At 64.4% G+C, this 21,100-nt stretch carries 19 protein-coding genes; 11 read left to right on the plus strand and 8 right to left on the minus strand.

Annotated features, from left to right (window positions below):
- The first annotated feature begins 22 nt into the window (after window positions 1-22).
- From K7G19_RS02595 to K7G19_RS02615, 5 genes are all read left to right on the plus strand, one after another.
- Window positions 23-2,179 (plus strand): acetate--CoA ligase family protein, encoded by a 2,157-nt coding sequence (locus tag K7G19_RS02595; protein ID WP_226105639.1) that lies wholly within the window; start codon window positions 23-25, stop codon window positions 2,177-2,179.
- Entirely contained in the window at window positions 2,176-3,327 is a 1,152-nt protein-coding gene (locus K7G19_RS02600; RefSeq protein WP_226105641.1) for a CaiB/BaiF CoA-transferase family protein, read from the plus strand. Before K7G19_RS02595 ends, K7G19_RS02600 begins: the two co-directional genes overlap by 4 nt.
- Window positions 3,314-4,339: a nitronate monooxygenase family protein gene (locus tag K7G19_RS02605; RefSeq protein ID WP_226105642.1), complete on the plus strand. Its 1,026-nt coding sequence runs from the start codon at window positions 3,314-3,316 to the stop codon at window positions 4,337-4,339. The genes K7G19_RS02600 and K7G19_RS02605 overlap by 14 nt, the downstream gene beginning before the upstream one ends.
- Window positions 4,336-5,322, plus strand: coding sequence for a nitronate monooxygenase family protein (locus tag K7G19_RS02610; RefSeq protein ID WP_226105643.1), 987 nt, complete (start codon window positions 4,336-4,338; stop codon window positions 5,320-5,322). Before K7G19_RS02605 ends, K7G19_RS02610 begins: the two co-directional genes overlap by 4 nt.
- A gap of 514 nt (window positions 5,323-5,836) precedes the next feature.
- The gene (locus tag K7G19_RS02615) at window positions 5,837-6,433 is read left to right on the plus strand and encodes a hypothetical protein (protein ID WP_157774032.1); all 597 of its coding nucleotides are present in this window, start codon (window positions 5,837-5,839) and stop codon (window positions 6,431-6,433) included.
- Between the two features lie 84 nt (window positions 6,434-6,517).
- On the opposite strand, the gene K7G19_RS02620 is transcribed toward K7G19_RS02615, so the two are convergent.
- The 3 genes from K7G19_RS02620 to K7G19_RS02630 all read right to left on the minus strand — a co-directional run bounded on the left by K7G19_RS02620 (window position 6,518) and on the right by K7G19_RS02630 (window position 10,517).
- The gene (locus K7G19_RS02620) at window positions 6,518-8,248 is read right to left on the minus strand and encodes a phage integrase family protein (protein WP_174781662.1); all 1,731 of its coding nucleotides are present in this window, start codon (window positions 8,246-8,248) and stop codon (window positions 6,518-6,520) included.
- Window positions 8,249-8,454: 206 nt separating this feature from the next.
- Window positions 8,455-9,834, minus strand: coding sequence for a heavy metal sensor histidine kinase (locus tag K7G19_RS02625; RefSeq protein WP_149320007.1), 1,380 nt, complete (start codon window positions 9,832-9,834; stop codon window positions 8,455-8,457).
- The gene (locus tag K7G19_RS02630; protein WP_149320006.1) at window positions 9,831-10,517 is read right to left on the minus strand and encodes a heavy metal response regulator transcription factor; all 687 of its coding nucleotides are present in this window, start codon (window positions 10,515-10,517) and stop codon (window positions 9,831-9,833) included. The genes K7G19_RS02625 and K7G19_RS02630 overlap by 4 nt, the downstream gene beginning before the upstream one ends.
- Window positions 10,518-10,718: 201 nt before the next feature.
- On the opposite strand from K7G19_RS02630, the gene K7G19_RS02635 reads away from it, so the two are divergent.
- The 5 genes from K7G19_RS02635 to K7G19_RS02655 are packed head-to-tail and all read left to right on the plus strand — an operon-like array spanning window position 10,719 to window position 15,630.
- Window positions 10,719-12,593: a copper resistance system multicopper oxidase gene (locus K7G19_RS02635; protein WP_149320087.1), complete on the plus strand. Its 1,875-nt coding sequence runs from the start codon at window positions 10,719-10,721 to the stop codon at window positions 12,591-12,593.
- A gap of 19 nt (window positions 12,594-12,612) precedes the next feature.
- Complete coding sequence (locus tag K7G19_RS02640; protein WP_370639469.1) at window positions 12,613-13,746, plus strand: copper resistance protein B; 1,134 nt, start codon at window positions 12,613-12,615, stop codon at window positions 13,744-13,746.
- A gap of 38 nt (window positions 13,747-13,784) precedes the next feature.
- On the plus strand, window positions 13,785-14,171 hold the full coding sequence (copC, locus tag K7G19_RS02645) for a copper homeostasis periplasmic binding protein CopC (RefSeq protein ID WP_149320005.1): 387 nt from the start codon (window positions 13,785-13,787) through the stop codon (window positions 14,169-14,171).
- 7 nt (window positions 14,172-14,178) lie between these two features.
- A complete protein-coding gene (copD, locus tag K7G19_RS02650; RefSeq protein ID WP_149320004.1) occupies window positions 14,179-15,096 on the plus strand; it encodes a copper homeostasis membrane protein CopD in 918 nt (305 codons plus the stop codon).
- 57 nt (window positions 15,097-15,153) lie between these two features.
- Entirely contained in the window at window positions 15,154-15,630 is a 477-nt protein-coding gene (locus K7G19_RS02655) for a plastocyanin/azurin family copper-binding protein (protein ID WP_149320003.1), read from the plus strand.
- A gap of 65 nt (window positions 15,631-15,695) precedes the next feature.
- Here K7G19_RS02655 and K7G19_RS02660 read toward each other — a convergent pair whose 3' ends face one another.
- From K7G19_RS02660 to K7G19_RS02680, 5 genes are all read right to left on the minus strand, one after another.
- Window positions 15,696-16,223, minus strand: coding sequence for a cytochrome c (locus tag K7G19_RS02660; protein ID WP_149320002.1), 528 nt, complete (start codon window positions 16,221-16,223; stop codon window positions 15,696-15,698).
- Between the two features lie 42 nt (window positions 16,224-16,265).
- On the minus strand, window positions 16,266-16,682 hold the full coding sequence (locus tag K7G19_RS02665; RefSeq protein ID WP_149320001.1) for a DUF411 domain-containing protein: 417 nt from the start codon (window positions 16,680-16,682) through the stop codon (window positions 16,266-16,268).
- 55 nt (window positions 16,683-16,737) lie between these two features.
- Entirely contained in the window at window positions 16,738-19,044 is a 2,307-nt protein-coding gene (locus K7G19_RS02670; protein WP_149320085.1) for a heavy metal translocating P-type ATPase, read from the minus strand.
- Window positions 19,045-19,636: 592 nt separating this feature from the next.
- Window positions 19,637-19,873, minus strand: coding sequence for a hypothetical protein (locus K7G19_RS02675; protein ID WP_149320000.1), 237 nt, complete (start codon window positions 19,871-19,873; stop codon window positions 19,637-19,639).
- Between the two features lie 126 nt (window positions 19,874-19,999).
- Window positions 20,000-20,464 (minus strand): CzcE family metal-binding protein, encoded by a 465-nt coding sequence (locus K7G19_RS02680; RefSeq protein WP_187829305.1) that lies wholly within the window; start codon window positions 20,462-20,464, stop codon window positions 20,000-20,002.
- 210 nt (window positions 20,465-20,674) lie between these two features.
- Here K7G19_RS02680 and K7G19_RS02685 point away from each other — a divergent pair, with 210 nt between their 5' ends.
- Window positions 20,675-21,061 carry a copper resistance protein gene (locus K7G19_RS02685; protein ID WP_149319998.1) on the plus strand — a complete coding sequence of 129 codons (387 nt, stop codon included), beginning with the start codon at window positions 20,675-20,677 and terminating at the stop codon, window positions 21,059-21,061.
- The last annotated feature ends 39 nt before the right edge of the window (window positions 21,062-21,100 follow it).

Here is a 21,100-nt window from a genome sequence, read left to right on the forward strand (position 1 = left end):
TGTCCTTTCCGGAGAACCAGTCATGCATTCCAACACGACGGATCTGTCCCGCCTGATCCATCCCCGCTCGATCGCGCTGGTTGGCGCATCGGATCGTCCCAACAGCATCGGTGAACGGACCCTGACCAACCTGGTCGTCCATTCGCGCATCGACGGCGACCTCTACCTCGTCAATCCAGGCAAGACCGAAATCATGGGGCGGCGGTGCTGGCCAAGCGTCGCGTCGCTGCCGGACACGCCCGACGTCGCCGTCATCGTGGTGCCTGCCGCCGGCGTGCTCGCCGTGCTCGACGAATGCGCCTCCCGCGGCGTGCGCTTCGCCATCATCCTGAGCTCCGGTTTTGGCGAAACCGGCGCGGAAGGCGAGCGCGAGCAGCAGCGCATGAAAGCCATCGCCAAGCGCAGCGGCATGCGGCTGTATGGACCGAACTGCCCGGGATTGACCAATGTCAATGCGCAGCTCGGCATGACCTTTTCGCCCTCGTTCCCGCACGATCTGGTCAAGGGTCCGATCGGGCTTGCGACCCAGGGCGGCGGGCTCGGGCGCAACGTGATGCAGGCGATGGAGCGCGGCATCGGCATTGGCTTGTGGGCTTCGACCGGCAACGAGGTCGACCTTCAGGTCGCCGACTTCATCCACTACATGGCAGACGCACCGGACATCAAGGTCATCGCCACGCTGCTCGAAGGCATCAAGGATGGCGAGCGCTTCGCGGCGGCCGTGCAGCGCGCGGCCGCGAACGGCAAGCCGGTGGTAGCGCTCAAGGTCGGCCGTTCGGAATATGGGCGCCGCGCCGCGCAGTCGCACACCGCCTCGCTGACCGGTTCGGCCGAGGTCAACAGCGCGGTGTTCCGGCAGCTCGGGGTGATCGAGGTGCACGACATCGACGAGCTGGTCGATACCGCATGGCTGTTCGCACGCGCACTGCCGGCCGGTCGCGATGCCCTCGCCATCTACTGCTCGTCGGGCGGCACCTCGGCGCTGACCGCCGACGCGGTCGGTGCCGAGGGACTGACCCTTGCGCAGTTTGCCAGCGAGACCACCGATACCTTGCGCACCACGCTGCCCGACTACGCCGCCATCGGCAACCCGGTGGACACGACCGCCGCCGTCCTCAGCGATTCGTCGCTGGTGGAGAAGACGCTGGGCGCCGTCGCCGCCGATCCGAATGTCGGCCTCGTCGTGTTGCCGATTACGCTGGACTACGGCGAGACCACCACGCGCATGGCACAGAACATCGTCAACGCACAACGCGCCACCAGCACGCCAATCGTGCCGATCTGGATGAGCGATCGGCTCGGCGACGGCTACAAGCTGCTGGTTGAGCACGGCTTCGCGCCGCCACGCTCGGTCAACAAGGCGATCGCGGCGATTCGCCGCTGGACCGCCTATGGCCGATGGCGCGCCGCCGAAGGGGGCGAGCTGGCACTGCGCGTGCCCACTGTTGCAAGCAGCGTCGCCGACGGTGCAGTCGTCACGCAGCCGTTGTCAGACGCGAACGCCAAGGCGCGGCTGCGCGAGGCCGGCATCGCGCTGTTGCCGTGCGAGATCGCGCGGACGCGCGACGATGCGGTGCGCATCGCGCGTGCGATGGGCTTTCCCGTGGTGGCAAAGATCGCGAGCGCCGATATCGTGCACAAGTCGGACATCGGCGGAGTGCGCGTAGGTCTGGAGGATGCGGCGGCGGTGCAGGAGGCATGGGATGCCATCACCGCCGCGGCGCACCGCCATCGCCCCGACGCCACCATCGACGGCGTGCTGATTGAGAAGATGGCGCCGCCGCGCGGCCTGGAACTGTTGATCGGCGTCACGCGTGATCCGGTGTTCGGCCATGTGCTGACCTTCGGCATGGGCGGCATCCATGTCGAGGTACTGCGCGATGTATCGCGCCGGATGCTGCCGCTCGGCAAGGGAGAGGCTGCGGCAATGATCCGCGAGATCCGCGCGTGGCCATTGCTGGAAGGCATTCGTGGACGGCCGCCCGCCGACGTGGCGGCGCTGGAGGCGCTGCTCGGCCGGATCTCCGATTTCGTGCGCGACAACGCCGCGTGGATCGAGGAGATGGACCTGAATCCGGTCTGGGTCGACGTTGCGAGCGAACCCGGCAAACCTGGCGCCGGCGCGATCCCGCTCGATGCGGTGATCGTCGCGCGACAGCCACCGGAGGCTCGCGCATGAGCGCCGCCGATCCCACTGCCGTCGCGCCGCCGCTGGACGGCGTCACCGTCATCGACTTGAGCGAGCTGCTGCCCGGACCATTCTTTACGCAAAACCTGGCGGAACTGGGCGCCCGGGTGATCAAGATCGAGCGCCCGCCGCACGGCGACAACGCGCGCCGTATGGGTCCGGGAGTGTTCGAGGCCGTCAATCGGGGAAAGCAGAGCCTGCTCGTCGATCTGAAGGAGGAAGCGGGGCGCCGTGAAGTGCTTGCGCTGCTGGACGAGGCCGACGTGCTGGTCGAATCCTACCGGCCCGGCGTGATGGCCCGGCTGGGGCTCGACGCCGCTACGCTGCAGGCGCGCTTTCCGCGCCTGGTACACGTGTCGCTGAGCGGTTATGGCCAGCAGGGACCGTGGGCGCAGTTGCCAGGCCATGACATCAATTACCTCGCAGCGTGCGGTGCGCTGGCGGTATCGGGGGAGCAAGGGGGCGGTCCCGCGCAGTCGTTCGGCCTGCCGCTGGCCGACCTGTGCGGTGCGATGTACGCGCTGTCCGCCACGCTCGCCGCCTTGCTGCAGCGCGAGCGAAGCGGCCGTGGCCAGTACCTGGACGTCGCACTCGCCGATAGCGCGCTGCACTGGATGAACGCACGCTTCGGCGCCTGGCGCGAGGCTGGGGCAGGCTCGCTCGCCGAGCAGCGCGAAGCGACGCTGGTCAAACCAGCCTATGGCGCGTTCCGCTGCAGCGACGGCGAGTACCTGTCGGTGGCCGCGCTCGAGGACCATTTCTGGAAGCGGCTGTGCGAGGCGCTGCCGATGGCGCCGTTCGACGGCGAGCCCTGGCGTGGCATCGCCGCACGCAAGCCTGCCGCCGCTGCCATCAACGCGCGTCTGGCCAAAGCGCTCGCCGCGTACGAGCGCGACCGCGCGTTCGCGCTGCTCGCGCGGGCCGATGTGCCAGTTGCGCCGGTCGTCGCACCCAACGACGTCGGTGCGCTGGCGCAGTTCCGGGAGCGCGATCGGTTCGATCCGGGCAGCGCCGATGCGCCTTTGCCGCTGGCGCGCTTTCCCGTCCCCCTGGAGGGCATGAGCGCGATGGGTCCGGGACGCGCCCCTGCGCTGGACAGTGCGCGCCGACAGCAGGGCCGGGGCGATGGCGGGCGGTGATCCATCGCGTGGGCAGCACAGCGGGCCGTTCCGCACGCGGCTGACCGAGCTGTTCGGCATCGACCATCCGATCGTGGGCGGCGGGCTGATGTGGCTGTCACAGCCGCGCTACGTCGCCGCGCTCGTCAATGCTGGTTGCATGGGCTTCATCACGCCACGTTCGTTCGAGGATCGCCCCGCGTTCGAAGCCGCGTTGCGCCAGTGCGCCTTGCTGACCGAAGGGCGGCCATTCGGCGTCAACCTGACTCTGTCGGGGCGTTCCGCCGGCAATGATGCCGTGCTCGACTGGCTCGATGCCGCGCTCCGTTGTGGCGTGCGCCATTTCGAGACCGCGGGCCGGGGGCCGGGGGAACTGATCCGGCGTATCCACGACGGTGGCGGCATCGTCCTGCACAAGGCGTCAAGCGTACGCCATGCGCTGGCCGCGGAGCGCGATGGTGCCGACGCGGTGGCGCTGGTCGGCATGGAAGAGGGCGGGCATCCCGGCCTCAACGAACTGCCGTCGATGTTGCTCGGGGCGCTTGCGCAAGACCGCGTGCGGGTGCCCATCGCCATCGGCGGGGGCATCGGCCATGGGCGGCAGCTCGCGGCACTGCTGGCGCAGGGACTCGATGGCGCCGTGATCGGCAGCCGCTTCCTGGTCAGCGAGGAAGTCGAGGCGCATCCGGCGTACAAGCGCCATCTGGTCGAATGCGACGAGCATGCAACCGTCGCGGTGTTGCGCTCGCTCGGCAACACCTGGCGCGTGCTGCGCAATGCCACCGCCGAGCAAGTCGCCGCGCTCGAGCGCGATGGTGCGCGCGACTATGCCGCGTATGGCGATCTGCTCGATGGTCGCAACACACGCGACCGTTGCTATCGCGAGGGCCAGTGGCAGCACGGCATGGTGTCGCTGGGGCCTTCCATTGCGTTTGCACGCCGGGTCGAGCCGCTGGCTGAGATCGTCGCCACGCTGCTTGCCGAGGCGGTGGCCTGCTTCGATTCTCTGGATCATCGGATACGTGTGAAATGATGACGACGCTGCCATTCCTGGAACGCCTGAAGGTCCCCGTCGTCGCCGCGCCGATGCTGCGCGTGTCCGGCATCGAACTGGTATCGGCGGCGTGTCGCGCCGGTGTGGTCGGCGCCTTCCCGACCGCCAATTGCCGCTCGCTGGACGAACTCGATGCCTGGCTGGCGCGGCTATCGACCGAAGCCGTAGAGGCCACGCGCAACGGCGCACCGCACCATGGCGCGTATTGCCCCAACCTGATCATGCGGCGCGACCCGGCCAAGCTGCGCGCCGAGGTCGAATTGATCGCCAGCCATCGGCCCGAGGTGGTGATCACCAGCGTCGGCTCGCCGGCCGCCGCCATGCCCGCATTGCGAGCGGCGGGCTCCTGCGTGTTTGCCGACGTCGCCACCTTGCACCACGCCCGCCGCGCCCTGGATGCCGGCGCCGATGGCCTCGTGTTGCTCACCGCGGGCGCCGGCGGCCACACGGGCTGGGCCAATCCGTTTGCCTTCGTGCGCGCGGTGCGGGCATTCTTCCATGGCCCGCTGATACTGGCGGGCGGCATGACGGACGGTATTGCCCTGCGGGCAGCCACGGTCCTCGGCTGCGACCTCGTATCGATGGGCACGCGCTTTATCGGGACGCGGGAAAGCCTGGCCAGCGCGGACTACAAGGCGATGCTGTGCGACAGCACGCTCGATGATGTGGTGACGACGCGAGCGTTTACCGGTTTGCCGGCCAATTTCCTGGTCCCGTCGATTCGCCGCGTCGGACTCGATCCGCAGCAGCTCGACGAATCGGTGTCCGTACAGCAGGCCCGCAGCCGCTTTGGCGGCGGTGCCGACGGCGCGGTGATCCAACGCTGGGCGGACCTTTGGAGCGCCGGGCACTCGGTGTCGGGGGTGAAGGCCGTCAGCAGTGTGGCAGAGGTCGTGGAGGAGGTGGCAACAGAGTATGAAGAGGCAGAGCCGCGGCTTTCCGGCTCGCGCAATCGACACTGAGTCCCGCTGCAGCGCGGCCGCTTTGCGGGGCCTTTTTCCTGGCTCGCGCTTGGCGCCTGACCGCTGTTCGTGCACGACGGCCCGCGGTCTGCCGGTCATCTCGCAGCGCCTGCATCTTGGCCGCCATCTCCAGCACGTGGCCAGGCGTTACGACATCAGAAAAACGGCCAACACCCGTGCCGCCGATAATACCTCTTATGTTAAATCGAACGGAATCCGTTGACGACGTCCCAGTCGGTTGCCGTTAATTTGCATAAATTTGTTACCCGTTTTTGCATAAATTTGTTACCCGCCCCTAGGCGCTCACCTTTCGGAGGCTGGCAGTTTCGATGACGGCACAGCCGGCGACTATGCCGGGAGCGCCGTGTGCTCTCTCTACCGTTTGCACGTGCTCGCGCCCCCCGCCTGCGAGATACCCCTGTCCGAGTTGTCGGCCTCTTTGCTAGCCATGTAAAGTGACGCAAAGTTACTTTAGGACACTGCCGTGGCGTGGCAGACAATACCGAGGGCGGACATGGAATCTTCGGCGGTGCCCTGGTCACAGGGCGTGCAATTACTGTCTTGGCTGGCGCGCGAGCCATGTGTGCAAAATCCGGATGCGGTAGCGCGCGCGTGGGAGGTGATGGCCCCTGCCGCACCGACGCTGGCCGATTGCGGACGGATGTATGCAGCCTATGGCCGGAGCTTTTCGGTCGCCCAACTGCGCTACATCGCGCAGCATTCGGCAGCGCTGTTGCTGGCGCGCTGGGCGGCCTCCGGTTGGCCTTATCTGCGGTTCAATGAGGACCTGGGCTTTACCGCCGGGCCCACTTACGTCGAGCTCCGACCAGGTCAGGTGACGCCTAGCTTCTGGGCATTTTGCTTCGGCACCGTGACCATATTCAGCCTGGCCGTCGCGGCATTCACCTATGGCAAGACTTCCGGCGGCGTGGGCGGTTTGGTGCTGGCGGCCATCTGCTTGGCCTTTCTGATGCTCGAGTTCGTCGATCTGCGCAGCCGTCACCATGCACGGCGCGCGATCGCCCTGTGCGCGGCGGGGCCGCACGCCGACAGCATGACGATCGCCGTGATGCCAACCAGGGGATTCGGCTTGAAGGACTCCGTGTTTTGAGCCAGAACCGCTCGGCAACTAAGGGCAAGATTGCGCCCCCCTTGTTCGTCCGTACAGCCCGCTGTGGCGCCCTTGCGGTGTCATTTAAGCCCCAAATGCCTCTCCGATCTGCCGAGCCCGTTTGACTTCATCGCTATGCAGGTAGACCGAAGTCGTCGACACCGACGCATGCCGCAGATTGTCCCGGACGATGGTCAACTCGGCGCCCCGATCCAGAGCGTGCGTGGCGTGCGTATGCCGCATCCAGTGCGGACTGGCACGGCGCAGCTTGTCCGCAGCCGCAGGATGGTCCGAACCAATGATGTCAGCGGCCAGCTTGAAGAACCGCCTCACGACCTGCCAAAGGCGCGTGCTCGTGATTCCTGAGCCGGACTCGTCGCTCAGGTCACCGACCAGGCGAATCTCCGGACGCCACAAGCGCCGGCTGATGGGCAAACCGCGTTCGGACAGATAGCGCTCCAAGGCCCGCCGGGCCAACGGCGGCAAGGCCACCTTGCCGATGCGCCCTCCCTTCCCGGTCAGCTCGAGCCATTCATCGCCTTCTGCGTCGACCCGAAGATCCCCGAGCGTGACGCCTACCAGCTCGCTGGGCCGGAGCCCCGTCGCATAGGCAAAATCCAGCACGAAGCGCAGGCGCTGCGCCGCGGCGGCCTCCCAGCCGTGGGACCATTCAAGCCCGTCGGCAATGGTCCGCACCAACTTCCATTCACCGTCGGTAAAGGCGCGCGAATTGTCCAGCGCCGCGGTGCGGCCGCCGCCGCGCACCTTGATGCCGGCGAAGGGATTGGCCAGCACGTAGCGTTGCTCGACCAGCCAGCGGAACATCGCCCCCACGATGGTCAGGGCATGGGCGACCGAGCGTGCGGCCAGCGCACCGGTGAACGGCCGCCAGTCCGGCGACGAGCGCGGGCGTGGCGGCCCGACCCACCGCTCTCGTGGCGTGGGCCGGCGCAGGAAGGCGCGGTAGGCGACGGCGTCCTCGGTAGTCAACGACGACAGCGGCCGCTGACGCTCGACGATGGCCCACAGAATCAGCCGTTCCGCTTCCTTGCGGTAGGTGCGATGAGTGGCGGGCGACTCGTGCAGGGCCAGCCAGGCCTGCACCGCCTCGTAGTCGTTGTCCGCGGTCAAGGTGCAGCTCTCGCGCGGTGCGCGAAACCGCCCTTGCGAGCCGTCGACTTCATGAGGCAGGCGCAACTGCTCCCATGGCACGACGACGCTGCGTCGCTCCTGCACGATCAACGCGCGCGCCCGTTCGGTCAGCTCGGGATGCGCGGCGAAGAACGCCTCGATCTGCCTGGCGCTGGCAGCGCCCAGCCTCGGGATGGCCGCCCACCAGCGGCGGCGCCTGGGCACGCGCACGGTCAACGCCGCCAGCGTCTCGATGCCGTGGGCGCGCAAGGCGGCGACGGCGCGGGCCGGTAGCCAGCGGCCGATGTCGTCGGTGATCGCAGGCCGTGGCGTCGGCAGCGTGCGCAGGACCTCGATAGCACGGTCGGCCGCCCTGCCCTGCGCCACCCGCTCCGACGCCGGCATCTCGAACAACGCGGTCAGATCGTCGCGGCCGCGCTCGCGTGCCAGTGCGGCAAGCCGGCGGCGAATGCCGCCCAGCACGGCGCGCGAGGATTGGCCGCGCGCCCTCTCCTCCCCCAGGTATTGCGCCACGGCTTGCCGGGAGCTCAGGCCGGCATGCCAGGCACGCAGCGCGGCCAGGGACGCGGCGTCGGGGAGTGCCGTGGAGGCATCGGTCGGGGCCGTATCCATACCCGTGCTGGCGGATGATGTGGAGTTAGGTAGGGTCAGGCGTGATTTCATGGGGGCCAGTTTAGCGCAGCGAACTGGCTATTACGATAAGAATACTTATCGTAATAGCAGGGATATGAACGAGCTCGGACTTTAGAAACGTCACGGCGCGAGTCACATTGGCTTCACCAGCCGTGCAAAATCTTGACCGGCGGGCGACAAAGCCTGAAGAGCACTGACCCATTTGCATACCCGGGGAAACGGCAGTAGCTCTAAATTCAGAGTTGGCGCGGCGGAAAGCTAAGAATAAAGCGAGTGACTCCCTCCGACGACTCGGCGGCAATTCCACCGCCATGCGCGGCCATGATCGCTTGCGTGATCGACAACCCAAGTCCCACGCTATCCGAGTCCGCGCGCGCCCGTGACTTGTCGGCGCGAAAGAATCGATCGAACAGCGAGGGCAACAATTCTGGATCGATGGCCTCGCCCTCGTTTTCGACGACGATGGTCGCCGCCCCGTCCTGCTCGCGTGCCTTAATCACGATAGCTTTGCCATGGGGCGTGTACCGCAACGCGTTCGACAGCAGGTTGCTTAACGCCCGGCGCAACATTAGACGGTCGCCCACAATTCTGGCATCGCCCTGCAGATGCAAGTGCACACCTTTGTCTTCGGCCAAAGCGTCGTAAAAGTCGAACAGCGCACGAATCTCGTCGCTCGCCTTGATCGACTCCTCGTTGGGCAGGGTGATGCCATGTTCCATCTTGGCCAAGTACAGCATATCGGACACCATTCGACCGAGGCGCTGCAGCTCCTCGGCGTTGGAGGCCAGTACATCGCGGTACTTGGCAGCGTCACGCGGTTGTGACAACACGACATGCGTCTGAGTCATTAGATTGGTAATCGGCGTGCGTAGTTCGTGGGCCAGATCGGAAGAGAACTCGGACAAGCGTTGAAAATCGTCCTGCAAGCGCTCTAGCATGGCATTCAGCGTCGCCGCCAGATCGGCCATCTCGACCGGCACAGTCTCCACCGGCATGCGGGCATCGAGGTGATTGGACGTGACACCCTTGGCACGAGAAGCCATCGTTCGCAGCGGAGCCAGCCCTCGCCTGGCTGCCCACCACCCGAACAGACCGCTGGCGAGGACCGCCAGCGTGGTATAGAACGCCAGCGAGCGGCGAAACGCGTGCATAAAGTGGGCATGAATTTCTGTGTCCATGCCGACCACCACCGTCAGCGGTGACGGTTCGCCGGGCACGGTTGCGTGCGCGCGCATCCCACGGTATTCCTTGTCATCTTGCTGCCAGACCAACGTCGTCTCGTCGGGGGGCAGCCGATCAATGCGGTCAAGCACGGCGCCAAAGTCGAAACCCTTGGTGCGGTAAACGGCCTCGCCTTTCGCGGTGCTCACGTGGGCGACAAATCCCGGGTGGTGCTCCACCATTTCAGCGAGGCGGCTTGGCAGTCGCGCTCTATGTTCCTCGTGAGCGACCTTTTGTATCAGGCGAACGTTGTCCCCGAGCACGACAAAATCTTCGTCGGCAAAATGCCGGTCCATGGACAGCCAGATGAGCACGCCAAGGCCCAACAGCACGACCGCCGAAGTCAGAGAGAACAGCAAGGTCAGCCGCAAGGTCAACGACATGCGGCGCTTCATTCCTGATCCTCGGGCGCTTCTAACACATAGCCCATACCACGTACCGTCTGGACCAGCTTGGTGTCGAAATCGTCGTCGATCTTGGCGCGTAGGCGGCGAATCGCCACGTCAATCACGTTGCTGTCGCTGTCAAAGTTCATGTCCCAGACCTGCGACGCGATCAGCGAGCGCGGCAGCACCTCGCCCCGCCTGCGCGCCAGCAGTTCGAGCAGCGCGAACTCCTTGCTGGTCAGCGCAATCCGGCGGCCCGCTCGCGTCGCGCGGCGCCGACTCAGGTCAAGCACTAGATCGCCAATTTGAATGCGGTCCATCGCCATCTGCGCGCTGCCCCGGCGCAGCAAGGTCCTGACCCGCGCCAACAGTTCCGAAAAGGCGAACGGCTTGACCAGATAGTCGTCGGCGCCCAGCTCGAGTCCTTTGACGCGGTCGGCCACGCTGTCGCGCGCAGTCAAAAACAAGACCGGAACGGGGTTTTGCGCGCTACGCAGCGTCTGGAGAATTCGCCATCCATCCAGATCCGGCAGCATGACGTCCAGGATGATGACGTCATACGACTCACTCATCGCCAGATGCTGACCATCCAAGCCGTTCGTGACCAGGTCCACTACGAAACCTGCCTCAGTCAGACCCTGGCGCAAGTACTGGCCGGTCTTGACCTCGTCTTCTACCACCAGCAGCTTCATTCACTGAACTCCCCGCGTTTGCTTTTGCCGGTCCTCAGCGCCGCCGGCCACTGCACACGCGGCTAGTCTATCCAGCGATCCTAGGCGTGACAGCAACATTACCGAAATGTAATGCGCAGGTAAGTTGGCAGTAGCCTTGATCTAGTTACGCTCTGCATGCCGCTGCTCGATGCGGCCATACAAGCGAAAAAGGACAAGTTCATGGGACGTGATCGACCGTCTGGCATTGTGCTGCCCAATCTACCGCGCCGCCGCTTCGTGCAGGGCTTGGCTGCGGGCGGCGTGGTCGCGGGATTGTCCGGTCTGGGGGGCATTGCCTGGGCCCAGACATCAGACCGGCCGCAACGCGTCGAGTCTGGTACCGCGCCGGTGCTGCGCGGCACGGAGTTCGACCTGGTAATCGGCGAATCGCTGGTCAACTTTACTGGCCGCCCACGGATTGCCACCACCATCAACGGAATGCTGCCCGGCCCAACGCTACGCTGGCGCCAGGGCGACACGGTCACCATTCGAGTGACCAACCGGCTGCGCGAAGCGACCTCGATTCACTGGCACGGCATCATTTTGCCGTTTGAAATGGACGGTGTGCCTGGCATTAGCTTTCCAGGCATCGCGCCGGGCGAGACCTTCACGTACCGGTTCAAGGTGGAGCAGACGGGCAGTTATTGGTATCACTCGCACTCGGGCTTTCAGGAAATGACCGGCGTATACGGCGGCATTGTCATCGACCCAGCTTCGGGGATCGATGGCGTGCAAGCTGACCGCGACTATACTGTGCTGCTGTCCGATTGGACCGATGAAGACCCGATGCGGGTCCTCTCCAAGCTGAAAGTCCAAAGCGATTACTACAACTACAACCAGCCCACCGTCATCGATTTCTTTCGAGACGTCTCCAACGACGGCATTCAGAGCGCATTAGCCAAGCGCAAGATGTGGCAGCAGATGCGGATGAACCCGACCGATCTGGCGGACTTGTCCGGTGCCACGCTGACCTATTTGACCAACGGCGTCACGCCGGCCGGCAACTGGACCGGCTTGTTCAAGCCCGGCGAGAAAGTGCGGCTGCGTTTCATCAATGGTTCGGGCAACACCTTCTACGACGTGCGCATTCCCGGCCTCAAGCTCAAGGTGTTCCAGGTCGACGGGCAGAATATCGAACCAGTCACTGTCGACGAGTTCCGTTTTGGCGCGGGCGAGACGTGTGACGTCCTGGTGGAGCCGCGCGATGAGGCCTATACCATCTTTTCGCAGGCGATGGACCGCACTGGCTACGCCCGCGGCACGTTGGCCACGCGCGAGGGACTGGCGGCCGCCGTGCCAGCACTCGATAAACCGGAGTGGCTCACCATGGCAGACATGATGGGCAGCATGGGGGGCATGAATCACGGCGGTATGACCATGTCCGGGATGAACCACAGCGGCATGCCAGGCATGGATCATGGCAGCATGGCCATGCAAGGGATGGCCCACGGTGCCATGACCACGGACCACAGTCAGCACGGCGCGGCCGGCATGAATAGCATGGCAGGTGACGCATCGCTCAAGGTCCCAAGTACCAAAGCGCGCCACGCCAAGACCGAGTACGGCGCGAGCACCGATATGCGGGTGGACATGGCGCGCACTAACCTTGATGACCCTGGCATCGGCCTGCGCAACAATGGCCGTCGGGTACTGACGCTGGCCGACCAGCACACCATCGGCGGCCCGCTGGACCAGCGCGGTCCGGGTCGCGAAGTCGAATTGCACTTGACCGGCAACATGGAGCGCTATACGTGGTCCTTTGACGGTGTGGAGTTCGGCAAATCCACGCCCGTCTATTTCAAGTATGGCGAGCGGCTGCGGGTCATTTTGCACAACGACACGATGATGACGCACCCGATGCATCTGCATGGCATGTGGAGCGAACTGGAGGCACCCGATGGCGCGTTCCAGGCGCGGCGGCACACGATTGCCGTGCAGCCTGCGCAGCGCATCAGCTTCCTAGTCACCGCTGATGCGTTGGGTCGATGGGCATGGCACTGCCACCTGATGTTGCACATGGACGCCGGAATGTTCCGCGAAGTGGTGGTCGCCTGACCCTTAACAGAGTACGAGCATGTACAAAAGAACAAGCACCATACTGGTCACCCTATTCGCGACCGCAGGCATGAGCGCCGCGTGGGGCCAGCACGCCCACACGGCGGATCCCCAGGCGGACTCGACTTCGACCAGCCTCTCCAAGGAAGCGAAGTCGGTTGGAGCGTCGGCATCGCCTGCCAAACCGGGCGGCATGGACCATAGCCAGATGCAGGGCATGGACCATAACCAAATGCAGGGCATGGACCACGGCCAGATGCAAGGCATGGACCACGGCCAGATGCAAGGCATGGACCACGGCCAGATGCAGGGCATGAACCACGGCACGATGCAGCCTATGGACGCCAGCCAGATGGGGGGCATGGATCATGGTCAAGCCGACATGGACCATGGAGACATGCAGATGCAGGGGGGCAGCGCCCCGCCTGACGCGCGTGACCCGCATGCGTATTCCGGCGGGTACCGATTGGGGGTCGGCAAATACGCGTTGGGGCCAACTCGGTCGCTCCACATGGCAGACGAGCATGTGTTTGCCTCGGTGCTGGTGGACCGGCTCGAATGGGCCAAAGGCAGCGAGAGCAATGCCGCTGCCTACGAGGCACAGGCGTGGATCGGCGGCACATACAATCGGTTCGTCATCAAGGCAGAGGGCGAGGCAGAAAAGCGCAAGATCCACGAGGCTCGCACGGAGCTGCTCTGGGGTCATGCCATCTCGACCTACTGGGACACCCAGCTCGGTATCCGCAACGATGCCGGATACGGACGACCGACGCGCAATTGGCTGGCATTCGGCGTGCAAGGCTTAGCACCGTACTGGTTCGAGATCGATGCCACCGGCTATCTCGGCACGGAGGGACGCACCGCACTGCGCCTGTCGGCCGAGTACGAGCTGCTGATTACGCAGCGTCTGATCCTGCAACCCCGAATCGAGACCAACCTGTACGGCAAGAGCGACCGAGAAATCGGTATTGGCAGCGGGCTTTCCAGCGGCGCAGTAGGCGTGCGTCTGCGTTACGAGTTCAACCGCCAGTTTGCCCCGTACATCGGCGTGGAACGGTATCAGACCTTTGGCGACACCGCGGATATGGTGCGTGCCTCCGGCGGCCGTAGTGGCGAGACGCGCTTTGTCGCCGGTGTTCGGATGTGGTTCTAGCCCAGTCTTTCAACTCACGCTCTTCCTTGGAGTTCACTATGCAAGCCCTCCGCTTCCCGATCCGTGCAGCGCTCGTGATCGTTGCCGTGGTAGCCAGTTCTGCCGCCCTCGCCCATCCCAAGCTCGTCTCGTCGACGCCGGCTGACAAGGCCGAAGTCTCGGCTCCGCAGAAGATCGAGCTCAAATTCTCCGAGAACCTGGTCGCACAGTTCTCCGGCGCCAATCTCGTCATGACCGGAATGCCCGGGATGGCCAACCATGCGCCGATGAAGGTCGCCGCCAAGGTATCGGGCAGCGACGATCCGAAGACAATGGTGATTACGCCGACCCAGACGCTGGCGCCGGGCAACTACCGCGTGGAGTGGCGTGCCGTGTCGTCCGACACGCACCCGATCAACGGCAATATCGCTTTCACGGTCAAATAATCCGCAGATGGACTTGGCAACGGTTGCGGTGCGCTTCGCACTCTATGTCGATTTGGCGACGCTGTTCGGCCTGCCGCTGTTTGGGCTGTACGCTTTGCGTCGTGACGAGGTGTCGTCACGAATTGCTACCAGCTTTGTCGCGATCTGTGCTGCGCTCGGAGCGATCGGTGTCTTGATTTCATTGGCCAATATCGCCGTCATGGCCAAAGCCATGACCGGCGCCTCGGCATACACCGAGCTGCAAAGCCATGTCTTCGAGATGATCGTGACGGGCACCGACTTCGGCGCAGCTTGGGCAGTGCGGCTCGTTGCCCTGTTCCTCTGCGTGGCGATCGCGTTGTTTGGCCGCCGGTGGCCGAAACTGCAGTTTGCGATCCTCTCTGCGGCGGGGGGCGTAGCGTTGTCGACCTTGGCCTGGGGCGGTCACGGCGCCATGGACGATGGCGTTCGCCGCTACGTCCATCTCGCCTCCGATATCGCCCATTTGATCGCCGCCGGGGCGTGGGTCGGCGCGCTCATCGCCTTCGTCTTGTTGTCGCGCATGTGGGGCGCCCCTGGCAACGTGGCTGTGCTGAGCCGCACTTCTAACGGATTTGCACAAATCGGCACGCTCGTCGTCGTTACGCTGACAATCACCGGCGCCGTGAACTATGGATTGATCGTCGGCCCAGAGTGGCCAGTGCTGTCACTGGCGTCCTACGGCGGGCTGCTCGCGATAAAGCTGGCGCTGTTCGGTGCGATGCTGGTGCTCGCCGCGGCCAATCGCTTTCATTTGAGCCCGCGGCTCGAGCGCGCCATGCGAAGCGGCGACCACGCTGGAGCAGTGCGGTCTCTGCGACGCAGTCTGATGATGGAAACCAGTGCCGCCGCCCTGATTCTCGCCTTGGTGGCTTCGCTGGGGATTCTGTCGCCTGTTGGCGCATAGCACCGCCAGTCGATCAGGCAAGGGCCTCCTGCCTCTGTTCACCGCAAAGGAACCGTCATGAAGACAGTAAAACCACTATTGTTGGCGCTGAGCTTGTGGCCCATGCTGGCCGCTGCGGCCGGCGCGGAAGACAGCCACGCTCCTCATGGCGGCGTCGACGCAGCCCAGGCAGGACGTCCGGGCGACCCCGGCAAGGTATCGCGCACTGTGAAGGTAGCGATGCACGACACGATGCGCTTTACGCCCGAGACGATTACCGTCAAGGCGGGCGAAACGGTGCGTTTCGTCGTGCGCAATGACGGCAAGCTCGAACATGAAATGGTCATCGGCACGGCTAACGACTTGCAGGCACACGCGGAACTGATGCGCATCAGGCCTGCGGACAAGCATGCCGGCCGGAATCAGATCACGCTCGCACCCGGCCAGCAAGGCATCCTGATCTGGCACTTTGATCGAGCCGGGATGGTCGACTTCGCTTGCCTGGTACCCGGTCATTTTGAGGCCGGCATGACCGGAAAGATCGCCGTCAGATAAATGGCGCAACGCGCCTCGACACTGAGCGCGGCAACTGCCCGCAGGCCAAGCCGCGTGGGGCGCCGCTACCGTGGCTTGGCATGCTGGTCAGTGACCTCGCGCTGCGCCGCAGCCTTGTTGTCCGGCCATGTGCTCTTGATGTAGGCCAGCACGGCCACGATGTCATCATCGGTCATCGAGGTGCCGAACGCCGGCATATCGCTTTGATAGCCTGGGGGCGCAGTGACACCGGGTACCAGCCCATGCTTGGTGATCGCGAACAGTACGGCGTCTGCATGGTGCCAAGTATGGCCGGAAGCATCGTGCGGTGGCGCAGGCATGCGGCCATCGGGAAGCCGCTGGCGCCAATTTGGCTGGCCTTCGAGCTGGGCGCCGTGGCACGAGGCGCAGGCCTGTGCATAGAGCTGCCTGCCGCGCGCCACCTGTACCGCGTCGGACGCGTCGATGCGCAGCTGCGGTCCTGCGGATGGTCCTGTATCAGGGACAGGTGTTTCGAGGTACCGCTTGGTCTGCAGGGCGACCGCGACGGCGGCGGCCGCACCCAACGCCAGCCACGCGGCGATGCGCCAGCGCGATCGTTCTGACTGTTCCATGTCGGGCGGCGAACAGCACCTCAGGCACCGCCTATGCGGGCACTAGTCCTTCGAAAACGGTCTGCCCGAAAAATCGACGGTCACGAGGTTGCCGTCCATCTTGCCCATGCCGGGCGAGTTGGCCGGCATGCCGGGGACCGCCACGCCTTTCAACGCGGGCGTGGCCGCCAATTTCCGGACCGCCGCTGCAGGGACATGTCCCTCGACCACCTGCCCGCCGCCATCGATGACGGCGGTATGACAAGAGGCCAAGTGTGCCGGGACACCGAGCTTGGCCTTCAGCGTCGCAACGTCGGAGGAGTCGATCACCTTGATGCGGAATCCCGCCTGGTTGACATGCTTGACCCACGCTTCGCAGCATCCGCAGTTGGGGTCCTTGTAGACCGTCAGCGCTGGCGATGCAGCGTAAGTGCTGGCAGACACGGCCAGCAATGCGGCGATCGTCAAAATACGTTTCATCGATACTCCCAAGAAAACAGTGCAACAGCTAGCCAGGGCGACGTGTAGACGCCGCTCAGATATCGGTCTGGCGTAGCCGCAATGCGTTTGAAATCACGGACGCTGAGCTCAGACTCATCGCCAGCGCGGCAATCATAGGCGAGAGCAGCCACCCGGTAAGCGGATACAGGACTCCAGCCGCCAACGGTACGCCGAGCGCGTTGTAGATGAACGCGAAGCCCAGGTTTTGCTTCATATTGCGGATGGTCGCTTCGGACAGCGCCCTTGCCCTTGCAATGCCCCGCAGGTCGCCCTTGACCAAGGTCACTTGCGCGCTGTGCATGGCGACATCGGTACCCGTCCCCATGGCGATGCCGACATCGGCTTTGGCCAGCGCGGGGGCATCGTTGATGCCGTCGCCAGCCATCGCCACGACAGCGCCGCTCTGCTGCAGTCGAGTCACCAGATCGAGTTTATCTGCCGGCTTGACTTCGCCGTACACCTCCGCAATGTCGAGCTTTGCTGCCACCGCCTTTGCAGTAGCGACGCCGTCACCGGTCGCCATGATTACCTGGATGCCCTCGGTCTTGAGGCTCACCAGCGCTTCGGCTGTCGATCCCTTGACCGGATCGGATACCGCCATCAGGCCGGCAAGCCGCCCATCGACCGCCAGATACATGACGCTGGCGCCTTGAGCGCGCAGGGCGTCAGCTTGTTCCTGCAGCGCATCGACTGCAATGCCATCGGCTTGCATCAGCGCGGTATTGCCGACGGCGACATTTTTGCCTGCGACCCTGCCGCGCACACCGATGCCGGTGCTCGACTCGAAATCTTCGGCCTTCTCCAGCGGCAGACCGCGCGCGCGGGCAGCCTCCACCAAAGCCGCAGCCAGGGGATGCTCACTGCCTTGATCCAGGCTCGCCGCCAGGAGCAGAACCTCGTCATCGGCGTGGCCGTTCGCGCCGATGGCACGCTCGAATGCGGGCCGTCCCTCGGTCAGCGTGCCGGTCTTGTCGACGATCAGCGTAGTGACCTTGCGCAGATTCTCGATCGCCGCCGCATCACGGAACAACACGCCGTTGGTCGCCCCCTTGCCGCTCGCGACCATGATTGACATGGGAGTGGCCAGACCTAGTGCGCATGGGCAGGCAATGATCAGCACGGCCACGGCATTGATCAAGCCGAATACCCAGCTCGGCTGCGGCCCCAGCAGGCCCCAGGCGAAGAAGGTAAGGAGGGCGACGCCGATCACGGCCAGCACGAATACGCCGGCTACCCGATCCGCCATGCGTTGCATCGGCGCCTTCGACCGTTGCGCTTGCGCCACCATCTGTACGATCTGTGACAGCACCGTTTGCGAACCAACCTTTTCCGATCGGATCACTAGGCTGCCGGACGCATTCATCGTCGCGCCAATCACGCGGTCGCCCACGCGCTTGGTCACCGGCATCGGCTCGCCCGTGATCATCGATTCGTCCACCGAACTCGCTCCTTCGGTGACCACCCCGTCGACCGGTACCTTCTCGCCGGGTCGCACGCGCAGCAGATCACCGACGTGCACATGGGTCAGCGGGACATCTTCCTCGCTGCCGTCGGCCTGAATGCGGCGCGCCGTCTTGGGTGCCAGGCCGAGCAGCGACTTGATCGCCGCCGATGTTTGCGAGCGCGCCTTGAGCTCGAGCAACTGCCCCAGTAGCGTCAAGGAAATGATGACCGCTGCCGCTTCGAAGTACACACCGATTCGGCCATGGGCGGCAAACGCCGCGGGGAAGACCTCCGGTGCGACGGTGGCCACTACGCTGTACAGATAGGCCGCCCCAGTGCCGAGACCGATCAAGGTCCACATATTGGGGCTGCGATGGACGAACGACTGCACGCAGCGCTGAAAGAATGGTCGGCCCGCCCATAGCACCACGGGAGTCGACAGGATCAGTTCGACCCAACTCTGCGTCGACGGTAGCATCCACCCGAGGCGATGCCCGAACATCGCCAGTACGACCGTGATGACGGTCAACGGCAGTGTCCACCAGAAACGGCGCCGAAAGTCCACCAGTTCCGGGTTCTCGTCCTCATCAAGATCGGGCAGTAACGGCTCCAGCGCCATGCCGCATTTGGGGCAGTAGCCGGGATGATCCTGACGGATCTCCGGGTGCATGGGGCAGGTGTAGATGGTTCCTGGCGGAGCGGCTTCGACCTGTGCCTTGACCGGCCCGCCAGCGTACCGGCTCGGCTCCGCCGCGAATTTGTGCTGGCATGAAGCGCTACAGAAGTAGTAAGCCTTGCCGGCGTAATCGAGACGGAATTTGGTATCAGGTGACACCGCCATACCGCAGACGGGGTCCTTCAACGAATGAGTTTCGTCCCCGCGCACGCGGCCATGCATCGTGGGCTGATGGGTGCCATGATGATGACGGAGTTCGTCGTGGCCGCTATCGGGCGTCGCGGGCTTCGTATGAGCAGCGTGGCAAGCACTGTGCTCGTGGTGCCCATTCTTACCGTGCTGGTGTCCGCCGCCGGCTTCCTTCATCGACTGCCTCCATTGTTATCGTAGCGATGTCAGACGCACTGTCAGAACTGATGCCCTTTACAGTGGCAATTTTTGCTGCTTGTCCGCACCCCAATACGCGGGGGCTTCGGCCGGCCATTCCGCGCGGCGCCACTTCGCAGAGCGCCGGGTGAACCGGGCGCAGGAACGGGCTGACCATGAAAAGGTCAGCATACACGTTCCAATCGTGGGAAAGTCAAGCGATCCGCTCCGGATCAAGACCGGTGAGCGAAGCCGACATAGCCGGCGTTGCGCCATGCTGCAGATCGCGAAACGCGTGCCGGCAGCGGGCTGCTTGACAACCTCGGTAGCCTGCGCCTTCACGCCTCGCGCTGGGACACGGGTGATGCCCGGCGTCGCGCTAGCGACACGCGATACCGGGCGTCTGTGTCGAAAGCCCCTTTAGTATCGACGGCCTGTTGCAGCCGGGTCAGACACCGTCCGTGTAGGTGTCGCGCTCACCGGCTGCATGCGCGCCATCGCTGAAGGGATCGCGTGCGCCAACGGTATGGCCGCCGTCCGAATATACGTCGCGCGTTCCCATTGCATGCGCCCCTTCGGTATAAGGGTCGCGCGCCGCGCTCACGCCAGCATGGGCGATGCCGGCGATGCTGCCAAGCGTGGCAACCGTCAATGCCACAACAGCGCTTCTCTTCAACGTCAACATGATGTTCTCCTTCTGAAACGGGGCGGCGAAGAGCCGATGAATTCAGTCTAGCCTTCGGCACTGAACCGCGGTCTGACAGCGACATTACAAGCATGTCATCTTGCGCATCGTTACGGCGCGCAGCTGTCAGCCACCGATAAAGACGCGACTACGTTCGATATAAATGCGCACGCCCTTGGCATTGGGCAACGCCGGGAATAGATCGGCGAGATCGACCGTGCTGCCGTGAACGAACTCGGCAAACGCCCACGCCAATTCTTGCGTACCGGACTTGAACGTAACCGTGTCACCCGAGGCCACGTTCACGGACTTCAGGCCGGGCGTAAGGGTAACGACCCGTGATGCGGTGTTGGGCGAGGCTGGGCTGCCGAACAGCATTGCGTGCGGTCCTAAGGCGGTAGTGGTCGCCGCCCCCCTCACTACCTGTTGTGCGGAAGTTGCAGCCGGTGTTTGGCTGGAAGCTTGCCGCTGGACATGTTCGGCCCAGTCGTCGCCCGCGTTCGTTCTGGCCTTGTCTACGCTCCATGCCGACGAAGTGCTCAGCAGCACGAACAGCGATAGCGCAGCGAGCGCGGTGGTTTTGGTTTTCATGATGCTCTCCATTGACCTGGTGGGAAGACCCCTTGAGCACCATGGTAGATACCGCCGCCTCACCGAAGCGTTACTCAAGGATTACATCCTCGTAATCCGGTCGCATACACCGCACCACGCGCGCCGTCCAGGCCTGCCGCCTCAGCCGCTAACGCACTGTGCCGGGAGCCGGCAAACGCTGCTAACATCGCGGTCAGCTAAGTCCTTCACATGCGTATCGCATTCCGCCGGCCCTGGTTTGCCGCCCTCTTGTTGTTCGCCTTCCTGACAGTGCAGCTGGCAGCGGCCGCCTACGCCTGTGCCGGCAGCCGCTATGCACTGAAAGACATGGCAACCATGACTGAGTCGTGCCCGGAGATGGCAGCCGAGACCGACCATGCGGATCCGTACAACGGTTTGTGCCTGGAACACTGCCAACTGGGCTCCAAGACAACCGACCACTCCAGCCCTCATATCCCTGCGTTTCAGCCCGTCCTGGTCAAGGTCGTTGAGCCAGTCCAATCGCCGATATTTACCCTTCATATGGCGACGAGCGTGGCGGCCCCGCGCGGACCACCGCGCTCCCTGCCAATCCTGAACTGCTGTTTCCGAACGTAGCCTCCGAAGCAACGCCAGTTGTCGTGCCCTGACTCAAGC

It is taken from the genome of Cupriavidus sp. DB3 (assembly GCF_020418465.1).
GTDB lineage: Bacteria > Pseudomonadota > Gammaproteobacteria > Burkholderiales > Burkholderiaceae > Cupriavidus > Cupriavidus cauae.

What these genes read in the sequence shown, in the direction of transcription:
- copC (WP_149320005.1), top strand. Translation starts at nt 13,785, where the DNA reads ATGCAAGCCCTCCGCTTCCCGATCCGTGCAGCGCTCGTGATCGTTGCC.
- K7G19_RS02620 (WP_174781662.1), bottom strand. Translation starts at nt 8,248, where the DNA reads ATGAAATCACGCCTGACCCTACCTAACTCCACATCATCCGCCAGCACG.
- K7G19_RS02595 (WP_226105639.1), top strand. Translation starts at nt 23, where the DNA reads ATGCATTCCAACACGACGGATCTGTCCCGCCTGATCCATCCCCGCTCG.
- K7G19_RS02600 (WP_226105641.1), top strand. Translation starts at nt 2,176, where the DNA reads ATGAGCGCCGCCGATCCCACTGCCGTCGCGCCGCCGCTGGACGGCGTC.
- K7G19_RS02655 (WP_149320003.1), top strand. Translation starts at nt 15,154, where the DNA reads ATGAAGACAGTAAAACCACTATTGTTGGCGCTGAGCTTGTGGCCCATG.
- copD (WP_149320004.1), top strand. Translation starts at nt 14,179, where the DNA reads ATGGACTTGGCAACGGTTGCGGTGCGCTTCGCACTCTATGTCGATTTG.
- K7G19_RS02635 (WP_149320087.1), top strand. Translation starts at nt 10,719, where the DNA reads ATGGGACGTGATCGACCGTCTGGCATTGTGCTGCCCAATCTACCGCGC.
- K7G19_RS02610 (WP_226105643.1), top strand. Translation starts at nt 4,336, where the DNA reads ATGATGACGACGCTGCCATTCCTGGAACGCCTGAAGGTCCCCGTCGTC.
- K7G19_RS02615 (WP_157774032.1), top strand. Translation starts at nt 5,837, where the DNA reads ATGGAATCTTCGGCGGTGCCCTGGTCACAGGGCGTGCAATTACTGTCT.
- K7G19_RS02670 (WP_149320085.1), bottom strand. Translation starts at nt 19,044, where the DNA reads ATGCATGGCCGCGTGCGCGGGGACGAAACTCATTCGTTGAAGGACCCC.
- K7G19_RS02685 (WP_149319998.1), top strand. Translation starts at nt 20,675, where the DNA reads ATGCGTATCGCATTCCGCCGGCCCTGGTTTGCCGCCCTCTTGTTGTTC.
- K7G19_RS02665 (WP_149320001.1), bottom strand. Translation starts at nt 16,682, where the DNA reads ATGAAACGTATTTTGACGATCGCCGCATTGCTGGCCGTGTCTGCCAGC.
- K7G19_RS02630 (WP_149320006.1), bottom strand. Translation starts at nt 10,517, where the DNA reads ATGAAGCTGCTGGTGGTAGAAGACGAGGTCAAGACCGGCCAGTACTTG.
- K7G19_RS02680 (WP_187829305.1), bottom strand. Translation starts at nt 20,464, where the DNA reads ATGAAAACCAAAACCACCGCGCTCGCTGCGCTATCGCTGTTCGTGCTG.
- K7G19_RS02625 (WP_149320007.1), bottom strand. Translation starts at nt 9,834, where the DNA reads ATGAAGCGCCGCATGTCGTTGACCTTGCGGCTGACCTTGCTGTTCTCT.
- K7G19_RS02660 (WP_149320002.1), bottom strand. Translation starts at nt 16,223, where the DNA reads ATGGAACAGTCAGAACGATCGCGCTGGCGCATCGCCGCGTGGCTGGCG.
- K7G19_RS02675 (WP_149320000.1), bottom strand. Translation starts at nt 19,873, where the DNA reads ATGTTGACGTTGAAGAGAAGCGCTGTTGTGGCATTGACGGTTGCCACG.
- K7G19_RS02640 (WP_370639469.1), top strand. Translation starts at nt 12,613, where the DNA reads ATGTACAAAAGAACAAGCACCATACTGGTCACCCTATTCGCGACCGCA.
- K7G19_RS02605 (WP_226105642.1), top strand. Translation starts at nt 3,314, where the DNA reads ATGGCGGGCGGTGATCCATCGCGTGGGCAGCACAGCGGGCCGTTCCGC.